This is a genomic window from Polynucleobacter sp. AM-25C3, assembly GCF_018882335.1.
Taxonomy (GTDB): Bacteria; Pseudomonadota; Gammaproteobacteria; order Burkholderiales; family Burkholderiaceae; genus Polynucleobacter.
Window position 1 is genome coordinate 88707 of record NZ_JACVOS010000006.1, and the last position, 12909, is coordinate 101615.

Below are 12909 nucleotides of genomic sequence, written 5' to 3' on the forward strand. Positions count from 1 at the left end.
AGCCTACAGTTGCATCTCAAAGAGAAAAATCATGTCCAATACAAATACTTTAATCATCCCCGGATATCTTGGTAGCGAAGAGGCTCATTGGCAAACTTGGTTTGAAAATCAAATTCCAGGAGCGCAGCGCGTAGAACAGAATTGGGACCGCCCCGTTTTACAAGAGTGGGCCTATAACATTACTGCAGCCCTTAATGAGCTGAGCTCTCCAGCCTGGTTGGTTGCCCATAGCTTTGGATGCTTAGCCTCTATTTTGGCGGCGATTGAGTCCCCCGAAAAGGTAAATGGATTGATGTTAGTTGCACCAGCCGATCCAGAAAGGTTTGATGGATCAGGCATTAAACGCTAGCATGGGCATGGCGCATCTGAAAGCATCCGAGCTAATATTCCAGCTCATCCGCTGCCGGTGCCCAGCCTATTAATCGCCAGTGATAATGACCCTTGGATGCAATCCTCAAAAGCGCGCCTTTGGGGTGACTGCTGGGGCAGTCAAACCCTGACCCTGCATGCGGCCGGCCACATCAATACGTCTTCTGGATTTGGTCCTTGGCCGGATGGATTGAAACTTTTTAATCACTTCCGCTCACTACCGCACACCCCAGAAACTCCTTTAGAAACAATTAGATCTGAAGGAAGTAATCCGTTAATTCAATTTAGAGATAAACAAAGCACTTTTTCTTGCTTCTCAGCCTAAAGCTTAGCCAATACAGTAAACCCATTAACAAAAAGGATATTCAATGAAACTCATTAAATTAAGCAAATTAGTCGCATGGCTCCTTCTAGGAATAGGCCTCGCATCAACGAGCTTTGCACAGCAGACTACTATTCTCAACGTCTCTTACGATCCAACTCGCGAGTTGTATCAAGACTTTAATAAAGCATTTGGCGCCGAATGGAAGAAAAAAACCGGTGAGGATCTCTCTGTTAAGCAATCGCATGGCGGCTCCGGTAAACAAGCGCGTGCAGTATTAGATGGCTTAGATGCCGACGTCGTCACTCTCGCATTAGCATACGACATCGACATCTTGGCTGAAAAAGGCTTAATTCCGAATGATTGGCAAAAACGTCTTAAGCACAATTCCTCTCCATACACTTCAACCATTGTGTTCTTAGTGCGCAAGGGCAATCCAAAAGGCATCAAAGACTGGAATGACCTTGTAAAACCTGGTATTGAGGTCATCACACCTAACCCCAAAACCTCTGGCGGCGCACGCTGGAATTACCTCGCAGCCTGGGCTTATGCCTTGAAGCAACCCGGTGGCAATGAGGCTAGCGCAAAAGAGTTTGTAAAAAAACTGTTTGGTAACGTGAAAGTACTTGACTCTGGTGCACGCGGATCAACCACTACTTTTACAGAACGCGGTATCGGTGATGTTTTGCTTGCTTGGGAAAATGAAGCTTTCTTGGCTGTAAAAGAGTTGGGTCCAGATAAGTTTGAAATCGTGACTCCATCCCTCTCCATTCTTGCAGAACCACCAGTGACTGTAGTTGATAAAGTGGTTGATAAAAAAGGAACTAGAAAAGTAGCTACCGCCTATCTTGAGTATCTCTATACCCCAGAAGGGCAAGATATTGCTGGTAAACATTACTATCGCCCAATTGATCCAAAAGTAGCGGCTAAATATAGCAACCAATTCTCCAAAGTAAAATTAGTCACTATTGACAATACTTTTGGTGGCTGGCAAAAAGCCCAAAAGACCCATTTCAGTGATGGTGGTACTTTTGATGAAATTATTGTGAAGTAATAGCCATATTCGTTTGATGCATTAACCCAAAACAGCCCAGACATCAGACTCTGGGCTGTTTTTCCTTCATCTCCGGCTCTTATATGCATTTTGCATATAAGTTAATGATCTTTTCTTGTTTCCCTTTTATGGTGCTAACCCCTAGACTCTTTTGATGTCTACCGCAAAGAAAAATAGTATCTTCCCTGGTTTTGGCTTGTCGCTTGGTTACACCATTGTCTATCTGTCCATCATCGTCTTAATTCCGCTCTCAGCAGTCATCTTCAAAACCACCGACCTCACCTTCGGTGAATTCATTGATGCAGTCACCGCCCCAAGAGTAATGGCCTCGTATCGCCTCAGCTTTGGCATGGCCTTATTTGCTGGCCTGATCAATACTTTTTTTGGACTTTTGCTGGCCTGGTCTTTGGTTCGCTATACCTTCATCGGAAAAAATTTGGTGGATGCTTTGGTCGATTTGCCGTTTGCATTACCTACCGCCGTCACCGGCATTGCACTCGCAGCCCTGTATTCAAAAAATGGCTGGATCGGAAAATACCTTGAGCCCTTGGGTATCAAGATTGCATTTACCCCATGGGGTGTATTGGTTGCTCTTATTTTTATCGGACTGCCATTTGTAGTCCGAACGGTGCAACCCATCCTCGAAGAAATCGAACTAGAACTAGAAGAGGCTTCGGCGAGTCTAGGCGCTAGCCGCTGGCAAACCTTCAGAAGAGTTGTTCTTCCGATTCTCTTCCCGGCCCTGTTAACAGGCTTTGCTTTGGCGTTTGCAAGAGCAGTTGGCGAGTATGGCTCGGTAATTTTTATTGCTGGCAATATTCCAATGGTTTCAGAAATTACCCCCCTCATGATTATTACCAAGCTTGAACAGTATGACTACGCAGGTGCTACAGCAATTGCGTCTGTCATGTTGGCGATCTCCCTAATCTGCCTTCTGGCAATCAATGGGCTTCAAGCATGGACTGCCAAACGCACTGGGAGGACACGCTAATGACTAGCATGACCCGCTTTGAGCGCAGTGGAGCGACGAGAGATTCTGTGCTCGTTAAATCTGTTGTTCTGATTTTATCTTTGGGCTTCTTTGGCATCTTCTTACTATTGCCATTGTTTTCAGTATTTGCTGAAGCACTACATAAGGGTTGGGTATATTACTTCAATGCTCTCACTGAACCCGATACATGGTCCGCAATCAAGCTGACTTTGCTGGCCGCAGGTATTTCCGTGCCTTTAAATCTCGTCTTTGGCGTTGCAGCCTCATGGGCAATTGCGAAATTTGATTTCAGGGGTAAGCATTTGCTCATCACCTTAATAGATATCCCATTCTCAGTATCTCCGGTTATTGCTGGTTTGATTTATGTATTGATCTTTGGTGCCCAAGGCTGGTTTGGATCTTACTTAAGTGATCATGACATCAAGATCATTTTTGCAGTGCCTGGCATTGTGTTGGCAACCATCTTTGTGACCTTCCCCTTTGTAGCGCGCGAACTCATTCCTTTAATGGAAGCACAGGGTCGCGAAGAAGAAGAGGCAGCCACAGTACTTGGTGCCAACGGTTGGCAAACTTTCTGGTATGTCACATTACCCAACATTAAGTGGGGCTTGTTATATGGAGTGATTCTGTGTAATGCGCGCGCCATGGGAGAGTTCGGTGCCGTATCCGTGGTCTCAGGCCACATTCGGGGCTATACCAACACCATCCCATTGCAAGTCGAGATTCTATACAACGAATACAACTTCGTTGCCGCCTTCGCAGTAGCATCATTGCTTGCTCTCTTAGCTCTTCTTACCTTAGCTGCCAAAACGTATGTTGAATGGCGCCTTAAATCCGAAACAAACGCTCCACCCGCAATTGAAGGACCACTATGAGTATCGAAGTCAAAAATATTAATAAATCGTTTGGGAACTTTGTTGCCCTAAATAATGTCTCGCTCGATTTTCCTTCTGGTGAATTAGTCGCCTTGCTTGGCCCTTCTGGCTGCGGTAAAACAACTTTATTGCGCATCATTGCTGGACTTGAAACGCCTGATAGCGGAACCGTGATTTTGGATGGTCTTGATACCTCAACCACTTCAGTTCGCGATCGCCAGGTTGGCTTTGTGTTTCAACATTACGCACTCTTCAAACACATGACTGTGTTTGATAATGTGGCCTTTGGTCTAAATGTGAAGAATCGTAAAGAGCGTCCTAGCAAAGATGAGATTGCACATAAGGTGCATGAACTTCTGAAGCTAGTGCAATTAGATTGGTTACATGATCGCTTTCCTGCGCAATTGTCTGGCGGGCAACGTCAACGCATCGCCCTGGCTAGAGCTTTGGCTGTTGAACCAAAAGTTTTACTACTTGATGAACCCTTCGGTGCGCTAGATGCCAAAGTACGCAAAGAATTGCGTCGTTGGTTACGAAAATTACATGATGAACTCCACATTACCTCCATCTTTGTCACCCATGACCAGGAAGAGGCTCTTGAAGTGGCAGACCGCATTGTCCTCATGAATCAAGGCAATGTTGAACAAATTGGCAGCCCAGATGAAGTCTATGATCACCCCGCTACCCCCTTTGTCTATGGCTTTCTAGGCAATGTGAATCTATTTCACGGGCGCGTAGAAGGCGAAGGCATTCAAGTTGGTAAAGACAAACTCAATCACAATCAATCGGATTCTATTTCACAAGGCGCTTCTGTTTTGGCATTCGCTCGCCCACATGAACTCGACATCGTGGCAGAGAATCAAAGCACGGATGGCGTGCTCGCAAAAATCGATCGCATTCTCTCTTTTGGACTTAATTCTCGAATTGAGTTATCCGCCCTCTCAACTGCAGATGGTGGCAATGCCCATCAGTTCTATGAGGTTGAACTGCCTAGACTTGAGGTGGCAAAACGCGATTTAGCCGAAGGTCAGCAAGTTCGCATCATTCCTTCTCAGTTGCGCGTATTTGAAAACAATCACTAATTTAGATTTTTGAGCAGATAATTCAGTATGAACTTCCAACAACTCCGCATCATCCGTGAAACCGTTCGCCGCAACTTCAATCTCACTGAAGTCGGAAATGCCTTGGCTACATCACAGTCGGGTGTGAGTAAACATATCCTCGATCTAGAGGATGAGCTAGGAATCGAGCTCTTTGTACGAAAAGGAAAAAGGCTTCTGGGCCTTACAGAGCCTGGCAAAGAGCTGTTAACTATTGTTGAGCGCATGTTGCTTGATGCAAAAAATATTAAGCAATTGGGTGAACAATTTAGCCAAAGCGATAAAGGCCAATTAACGATTGCCACTACCCACACGCAAGCACGTTATGCACTACCCAATGTGGTGAGCCAATTTAAGCAACGTTTTCCGAAAGTTCATCTAGCACTCCATCAAGGCAGTCCACAAGAAATCGTGGAGCTATTGCTAGAAGGCCGCGCAGATATTGGAATTGCTACTGAGGCTTTAGAAGGCATTCCTGAGTTGGTGACTTTCCCCTACTACTCCTGGCACCACACTGTTGTTGTTCCAAAAGGCCATCCGCTTGAGAGCAGGGAAAAGTTAACGATTGAAGACATCGCCGAATATCCTATCGTCACTTATCACGAAGGATTTACGGGTCGCAAATCCGTAGATCAAACATTCGCTAAAGCTGGCATTACTCCAGACATCGTCATGTCTGCCCTTGATGCCGACGTGATCAAAACCTATGTCGAGCTGGGCCTTGGTATTGGCATCATTGCCTCGATGGCTTATCAAGCGGATCGCGATACCAAACTGAGCTTATTGGATGTTGGTGACCTTTTTGAAACCAATACAACCCGCATTGCCTTACGAAAAGGCTACTTTTTACGTGGGTTTGCTTATGAGTTTATTGAGCTATGCTCACACAAGCTAGATGAGGCTAAGGTGAAGTCTGCCTTAAAACCTGAATCCCACCTTGATTTAGACTAGTCCTTTTGCCCGCCTGGAGCTAAAAGTCATTACTTTTGCATCTAAAGAGATGACTTATATATATTTGTAAGTAATAAGAATAGCCAATAAACTGCTGAGTCTAGCTTGGGAGTGCATATTTGCACCCAAGCCTAAAAAATCAAAATGACTCTGCAAATTATCCAAAATCCCCTCGAAAAACCCACTTTTTGGTCCATTCCAGAAAGCAGCCTTACTGCCTCTCAATTGGCCGACAAGACAGCCACCCTCAAGCAACGTTTACTTGATATCACTGCGCGCTTTTCCGATGTTCGCTTTGCTACAAGTTTGGCTGCAGAAGACATGGTAATTACCGATGCGATTGCCCAATCCAAAACCAACATTCAATTATTTACCTTGGCCACCGGTCGACTTCATCAAGAAACCGTGGATATGGCCAAGACCACTGAAGATCATTACGGGCTTCCGATCCAAAAAGTTTATCCAGAAGATGCTGATGTGGAAGCCTTTATCGATCAATACGGCATGAATGGCTTTTACGATGGTGAAGTAGCCAAGAAAGCCTGCTGTGGGGCTCGCAAGATTAAGCCCTTGAATGCCGCCCTGCTTGGTGCCGATGCTTGGCTTACTGGCCAGAGACGCGAACAATCAACCACTCGGGTTGAGCTTAACTTTGAAGAACATGATGGCGCACGCGGTATTACTAAATTCAATCCCTTGTTTGATTGGACTGAAGCGGATATCTGGGCTTATATCAAGCAAGAGAATGCCCCCATTCATCCGCTGCATTTAAAGGGTTACCCCAGCATTGGCTGCGAGCCTTGCACGCGTCAAGTCAAAAAAGGCGAAGACATTCGTGCGGGTCGCTGGTGGTGGTTGCAGAGCGACAGCAAAGAATGCGGCCTCCACATCAACAAATAATTATTTAATTAATTCAGTAGCAAAACTTAGTAAAGAACGAATTACAGAATGCAAGAACAAAAATTATTAGATGACCATTTGGATTGGCTTGAAGCTGAGTCGATCTACATCATTCGTGAAGTGGTAGCACAGTGCGCCAATCCCGCCATGCTTTTCTCGGGCGGAAAAGATTCAATCGTCATGTTTCACTTGGCTCGCAAAGCGTTTCAGTTTGGCGATCGCCCAGTCAAATTGCCTTTCCCTATTCTGCACATCGATACTGGCCACAACTACCCCGAGGTGATTGCGTATCGTGACGCCGTAGTTGAAAAAACCGGTGTAAAACTGATTGTTGGTCACGTTGAAGATTCCATCAAAAAAGGCACTGTACGTCTGCGCAAAGAAACCGATTCTCGTAATGCTGCTCAAGCAGTCACTTTGCTTGAGGCAATTGCTGAATACGAGTTCGACGCCCTCATGGGGGGCGCACGCCGAGATGAAGAAAAAGCGCGGGCTAAAGAACGCATCTTCTCTTTCCGAGATGAATTCGGTCAATGGGACCCTAAAGCGCAACGTCCAGAACTCTGGAATCTCTATAACGCTCGCATTGCCAAAGGTGAAAACATGCGCGTGTTCCCAATTTCCAATTGGACTGAACTTGATATCTGGCAATACATCGCTCGTGAGAAATTAGAACTACCCAGCATTTACTACACTCATCAACGTGAAGTGGTGAAGAAAAACAGTCTCTTAGTTCCCGTTACCAATATCACCCCTAAAGCACCTGGTGATATCAGCGAAGTATTGAGTGTGCGTTTTCGTACCGTGGGCGATATTAGCTGTACCTGCCCAGTACTCAGTACCGCCGTAACCCCTATCGACATCATTGCTGAAACTGCCATTACTGAAATCACTGAACGTGGCGCAACGCGCATGGATGATCAAACCAATGAGGCCTCAATGGAGCGCCGCAAGAAAGAAGGTTACTTCTGATGACTACTAATCAAACGCATTCTGAAAATTCGCACCAAAACGTAGTGCGATTCATCACAGCGGGTAGCGTAGATGACGGTAAGAGCACCCTCATTGGCCGCTTACTCTACGACACCAAATCCATTTTGGTAGATCAGCTTGAGTCATTATCGAAAACCAAGCATGCACGCGTCACTTCATCAGATGCAGGCGTGGACTTAGCGCTATTAACCGATGGACTAGAGGCAGAGCGTGAGCAAGGCATCACCATTGATGTTGCTTATCGCTACTTCTCCACCCCAAAACGCAAGTTCATCGTAGCCGACGCTCCGGGTCATGAGCAATACACGCGCAATCTGGTGACAGGTGCATCACAATCGGATGTCGCAGTCATTCTGGTAGACGCTACTCGAGTTGATCTCAACTCTAGCCCCGCTACCTTATTGGCGCAAACTAAGCGCCATGCTGCAATTGTCCATTTGCTCGGCCTACGCCATGTTGTCTTTGCTGTAAACAAAATGGACTTACTCAATTTTGATGAGAAGGTATTCAACACCATCAAAACAGCAATTGAAGACTTAACGAAAAAAATTGGCTTGCCTGCGCCGACTTTAATCCCCATGTCAGCGCTCTTAGGTGCAAACGTGGTCACCGCCAGTAAAGATACGCCTTGGTACCAGGGTCCTACATTACTGCAGTGGTTAGAGAGTCTAGATACCAGCCCGCAGTCAGAGAAAACTGCTTTACGCTTTCCGGTTCAGTATGTTGCCCGTCAAGATGGCAGCGCTTCCGATGACTTGCGTGCTTACCTTGGTCAAATTGAGTCCGGAAGTATTCGTGTAGGTCAAAAAATTAAAGTACTTCCTGAGAATCGCGAAGCTACTGTTGCCAAAATCTATTTAGGCAATCGTTCTAATCGCGATCAAGCCAATACCAATAATGAAGTTGAGTCTGCTCAAACAGGTGAAGCTGTAGCGATTAGCCTGGCTGAAGATATCGATGTTTCTAGAGGTTGCTTGTTTATTAGTGCCGAGGACGCTACGCCACCAACGCTGAGCAAACAAATTTCTGCTGATCTTTGCTGGCTAGATATCGAGCCGCTATCTTTGAGTCGGAAGTACGCTTTACGTCACACGACTAGTACCATTGGCGCAAAGGTTAAGGGCATCCAGCAAGTGCTGGATGTACAAACGCTATCCCATGCTTTAGAAACACACCCTCTCAATGCCAATGAAATTGGTCGCGTAGATTTTGTGTTGCAAAAACCCATTGCCGCTGATTTATTTAGCCAGTCTCAGAAAACCGGCGCCTTCATCTTGATTGATGAAGCTACCAATCATACGGTTGCCGCAGGTATGATTCGGGAAGCGGTAGCTCAGTAAGCCCACCTTCTTCACCGTTAAGGCCTCGCTTTGCGGGGCCTTATCTTTTGGAGGAAAGAAAAAAGCCACCCCGAAGGATGGCTTAAAAGAAAATCTATGGAGGTACTACTAAAGAATGAACAACAACTTCATCGTATTCCTTTAGAAGCCACCCCTAAGGCGATATTGCCTACTTAATGTGCTAAATGCCTCATATTGGTGCATTGTCTATGCTGGCCTTAGCCTATTTGCAAGGGTACTTTGCCTCAAAGAATCGGACCAGGGTCTTAGCGGCACGCTCCTGATTGAACTGGGGATTACTTTGATTCCAAATCAGAAACTCTTGGAGGATTGCTTCTCTTGTGCCAGTTTCGGATGAGAAGCAAATACTGGATTTACGTTTTGGATTTTGGCCAGCCAAATAGGCCTGGTATACACCTTCACCAAATCCAAAGCAAAAGTTCTGGCCATCAACATCATTGAGGTTTTTGCATAACTCAACCAATGCAGCAGTAGATGAGTCATTCTTGGGTAAGTTAACCTGAGAAAAAGCATTTGTCTGTAACAGCAAAGTTGCGCTAATAACTAACAGGGTTGAGTGAAATAATTTCATAGTGATCTTCTTTATAGATTAGCGTCTAAATCCACCCATACGTCCAGCACCAAAACCGCCACGCCCACCAAATCGGTCATCACTCATTCGGTCGTTACGCGCCTGCTCTCGCATAGCATTTTCTTGAGCTGCCTCACGATATGTATTTGGATTGGTGCGGTCCTGTTGGTAATCATTTCTGGCTTCCTGATTTAGGCGGTCAGCTTGAGCGCGCTCTTGTGGCGTAGCATTTTTCTGAAAGGCGTTATCTGCTCGTTGCCCCGCCGCTCTTGCCGCCTGTCGATCTTGCGGGGTCGCATTATTTTTCCAATCATTGAGAAGGCGCTGTTGATTCTGAATACTGCTTGGACCAATTAGCCCCCTAGTCGATCTTCCAGAAGAATTCGTATTGTTCACATTAATCGTACCGTCAGACCAGCTAGGTGTGGACCAAAATGCACCGCCTACTGCCATCCCAAGACCAAATGACATCATCCCCCAAGCAGGGTTATAGGCAGGATATGGCGGGTAATCTGGGTATGGCCAGGCTCCATAAACAACAGTGGGGTTATAACTCGGTACATAGACCACTTGAGTATTAGCGGGGCCAATTAACACATTCGCGTTGGCATCGGTAGTCACAGTAATTTGCTGATTTGACTTAAGGGTTCCGGCCTGAACGGCACGCTTGCGTAAAGCCTGTACCGCCTTCATCGTATCTGCTGGTTGCAACTTGTAAGCATTACCAAGATTTTGGGTCCACTGCAATTTACTGCCCATCATATTAAATGCTTGCGGGAATGGAATGAGTGACTTCACACTATCGTTCCATGATTGCGCCTTGAGAGCATCTTGCAATGCGGCACCACTAAGACTGGAATTACTATTGCGCCAGTTATAGGCTTCAGCAACTTCTAGCGGATAAGTAGATGCCAATAGCATTAATGACAGCAAGGAATCTGGATACAGTGCAATCGGGGAAACCAAGGACTGCAATTGCTCAGATGAAATTAACTGCGGTGAATTGTTATAGCCACCACTTTGGGTATAGGACTGTGGATAGGCCGTATTTTGATAGGGATCGGCATTATTTGAGCAGGCACTCAAGAGCGCCGCAAATCCAATCAAGTACCCTGCTTTATGTTGAATATTCATACACTCATTAATCCTCTTGTATTCCTAGAGTTTAATACTGTGCTGGGAATTAGTGATTTTCTTTGGCGTGATTAATAGAATACTTTGGAATCTCAATCACCAAATCCTCGCGAGCCACAATGGCCTGGCAAGATAAACGCGACTTTGGATTCAGGCCCCATGCGCGATCTAGCAAGTCCTCTTCATTCTCATCAGGGGCATTGAGACTTTGATAGCCCTCTTTTACGATGACGTGGCAAGTAGTGCAAGCGCACACCATATCGCAGGCATGCTCAATAGGAATATTGTTTTCTAGCAAAGCTTCACAAATAGAAGTTCCGGGAGAAACTTCAACTACCGCACCCTCCGGGCAATATTCACTATGAGGTAGAACAACGATCTGAGTCATCTTGGTAATTTTCTTTTCTTAAATTTCAGCGACATTCTTGCCAGCCAAAGCCTTCTGAATACTGGCATTCATCCGCTTTTGAGCAAACTCATCGGTTGCTTTAGCAGCATGATCAACTGCTTTTCTTAAAGTGGCGCTATCGGCTTCTTCTTTGAGGATTTTTTGTAAAGTCGCCATCTCTGCATCGACTATTACCTGCTCCTCAGCACTCAACAAGTTGCGGTCTGAATCTAAGGCAGTTTGAACGGCATCTAATAAACGTTGTGCATTGACCTGCTCTTCACGCAAGGATCTCGCCAACAGATCGACTTTTGCAGAGGCAAAACCATCTTGCAACATCCGAGCGATCTCAGCATCGGTCAGACCATAGGATGGCTTGATATCAATCGAGGCTTGCACGCCAGAGCCTTGCTCCATCGCACTTACTGAAAGCAATCCATCCGCATCTACCTGGAAGGTCACCCGAATGCGAGCAGCACCAGCAGCCATTGGCGGGATACCGCGCAACTCAAATTTACCTAAAGAGCGACAGTCTTGCGCTAGCTCGCGCTCACCCTGCACCACCTGAATGGCCAAAGCAGTTTGCCCATCTTTAAAGGTTGTGAAATCTTGTGCACGAGCCACTGGGATTGGCGTGTTACGCGGAATAATTTTTTCAACTAAACCGCCCATGGTTTCAATACCGAGGGAAAGCGGAATGACATCCAATAAGAGCCACTCATCATCCTTACTTTGATTACCAGCAAGTAAGTCGGCTTGCATTGCGGCACCTAAAGCTACCACTTGATCTGGATTGAGGTTGTTTAAGGGCTTAGTGCCAAAGAGCTCACCAACCGCCCGCTGTACATGGGGCATACGGGTTGCACCACCTACCATCACTACACCCTTGACTTCATCTGCTTTAAGGCCTGCATCGCGCAAGGCCTTCTTCACAGCAACGAGTGTTTTGTTGATCAGGTTCTGAGTAATCTCAAAGAATTGGGCCTGACTAATACCGACATTAACAACAGTGCCGTCGGTGAGCGTTTCATGAACGCGTGCTAAGGGGTTATGACTGAGTAGCTCTTTAGCATGTTTACAAGAGAGCAATAGTTTGCGGTGATCCTGAATCGAGAGCGGCGGAAGCTTGGCCTGTTCAATCACCCAGCAATAGAGGCGATGATCAAAGTCATCCCCACCCAATGCGGAATCGCCACCAGTAGAGAGGACCTCAAATACACCTCTACTCATTCGTAAAATAGAGATGTCAAAGGTGCCGCCACCCAAATCGTAAACAGCGTAAATGCCTTCGGAGCCATTATCCAAGCCGTAAGCAATTGCAGCGGCAGTAGGCTCATTAAGCAAACGCAATACTTCAATGCCCGCTAATTTAGCTGCATCTTTTGTGGCTTGGCGCTGAGCATCATCAAAATAGGCCGGCACGGTGATCACCGCACCAACGATATCGTCATTGACTGAGTCTTCCGCCAATTGACGCAAACGTGCCAGAATTTCTGCAGAAACTTCAATTGGACTCTTATCACCAGCAACGGTTCTGAGCTTCAACATACCAGGCTCATCGACAAAGTCGTATGGCGTACTTTCAATATTTTCTACATCGACGATGCCACGACCCATGAATCGCTTTACAGAAACAATGGTGTTCTTAGGGTCGGAAACAATACTTTCAATGGCCTCAAAGCCGGCTTGAGTTCTACCGTTTGGCAGATAGCGGACTACTGAAGGGAGTAATTCTCGTCCTTCTGAATCTGGGAGCACCTTAGGTAAAGCATCTCGCACAATCGCTACCAAAGAGTTGGTAGTGCCCAGATCAATACCAACAGCTATCCGGCGTTGATGCGGAGCTAGTGATTTACCGGGTTCGGAGATTTGTAATAAGGCCATGGGGACTAGAGTTTAA

12 protein-coding genes and 1 pseudogene are annotated in these 12909 nt (G+C 46.2%); 9 read left to right on the forward strand and 4 right to left on the reverse strand.

Annotation, left to right across the window (positions count from 1 at the left end; all coding sequences use genetic code 11):
• Positions 1–31: 31 nt before the first annotated feature.
• The 9 genes and pseudogenes from ICN12_RS10895 to ICN12_RS05810 all read left to right on the forward strand — a co-directional run bounded on the left by ICN12_RS10895 (position 32) and on the right by ICN12_RS05810 (position 8895).
• Positions 32–694 (forward strand): annotated as a pseudogene (locus tag ICN12_RS10895) (RBBP9/YdeN family alpha/beta hydrolase).
• Positions 695–737: 43 nt separating this feature from the next.
• A complete protein-coding gene (locus ICN12_RS05775; RefSeq protein ID WP_216271459.1) occupies positions 738–1745 on the forward strand; it encodes a sulfate ABC transporter substrate-binding protein in 1008 nt (335 codons plus the stop codon).
• Between the two features lie 154 nt (positions 1746–1899).
• Positions 1900–2736, forward strand: a complete 837-nt coding sequence (gene cysT / locus ICN12_RS05780) for a sulfate ABC transporter permease subunit CysT (RefSeq protein ID WP_216271461.1) — start codon at positions 1900–1902, stop codon at positions 2734–2736.
• Complete coding sequence (gene cysW, locus ICN12_RS05785) at positions 2736–3611, forward strand: sulfate ABC transporter permease subunit CysW (protein WP_216271463.1); 876 nt, start codon at positions 2736–2738, stop codon at positions 3609–3611. Before cysT ends, cysW begins: the two co-directional genes overlap by 1 nt.
• Positions 3608–4693: a sulfate/molybdate ABC transporter ATP-binding protein gene (locus ICN12_RS05790; RefSeq protein WP_216271464.1), complete on the forward strand. Its 1086-nt coding sequence runs from the start codon at positions 3608–3610 to the stop codon at positions 4691–4693. The genes cysW and ICN12_RS05790 overlap by 4 nt, the downstream gene beginning before the upstream one ends.
• Before the next feature lie 27 nt (positions 4694–4720).
• Positions 4721–5662 (forward strand): CysB family HTH-type transcriptional regulator, encoded by a 942-nt coding sequence (locus ICN12_RS05795; RefSeq protein WP_216271465.1) that lies wholly within the window; start codon positions 4721–4723, stop codon positions 5660–5662.
• Positions 5663–5806: 144 nt separating this feature from the next.
• Positions 5807–6562, forward strand: a complete 756-nt coding sequence (locus ICN12_RS05800; RefSeq protein ID WP_216271466.1) for a phosphoadenylyl-sulfate reductase — start codon at positions 5807–5809, stop codon at positions 6560–6562.
• A gap of 48 nt (positions 6563–6610) precedes the next feature.
• Positions 6611–7534, forward strand: coding sequence for a sulfate adenylyltransferase subunit CysD (gene cysD, locus ICN12_RS05805; RefSeq protein ID WP_216271467.1), 924 nt, complete (start codon positions 6611–6613; stop codon positions 7532–7534).
• The gene (locus ICN12_RS05810; protein WP_216271468.1) at positions 7534–8895 is read left to right on the forward strand and encodes a sulfate adenylyltransferase subunit 1; all 1362 of its coding nucleotides are present in this window, start codon (positions 7534–7536) and stop codon (positions 8893–8895) included. The genes cysD and ICN12_RS05810 overlap by 1 nt, the downstream gene beginning before the upstream one ends.
• Positions 8896–9118: 223 nt before the next feature.
• Here the strand turns inward: ICN12_RS05810 and ICN12_RS05815 are convergent, their stop codons facing one another.
• From ICN12_RS05815 to hscA, 4 genes are read right to left on the reverse strand one after another with little or no spacing between them, the layout of a single operon-like run.
• Positions 9119–9487 carry a Rap1a/Tai family immunity protein gene (locus ICN12_RS05815; protein ID WP_216271469.1) on the reverse strand — a complete coding sequence of 123 codons (369 nt, stop codon included), beginning with the start codon at positions 9485–9487 and terminating at the stop codon, positions 9119–9121.
• Between the two features lie 18 nt (positions 9488–9505).
• The gene (locus ICN12_RS05820; RefSeq protein ID WP_216271471.1) at positions 9506–10621 is read right to left on the reverse strand and encodes a DUF3300 domain-containing protein; all 1116 of its coding nucleotides are present in this window, start codon (positions 10619–10621) and stop codon (positions 9506–9508) included.
• A 49-nt stretch (positions 10622–10670) separates the two neighbouring features.
• The gene (fdx, locus tag ICN12_RS05825) at positions 10671–11009 is read right to left on the reverse strand and encodes an ISC system 2Fe-2S type ferredoxin (protein ID WP_216271473.1); all 339 of its coding nucleotides are present in this window, start codon (positions 11007–11009) and stop codon (positions 10671–10673) included.
• A gap of 18 nt (positions 11010–11027) precedes the next feature.
• The gene (hscA, locus tag ICN12_RS05830; RefSeq protein WP_216271476.1) at positions 11028–12893 is read right to left on the reverse strand and encodes a Fe-S protein assembly chaperone HscA; all 1866 of its coding nucleotides are present in this window, start codon (positions 12891–12893) and stop codon (positions 11028–11030) included.
• Between the last annotated feature and the right edge of the window lie 16 nt (positions 12894–12909).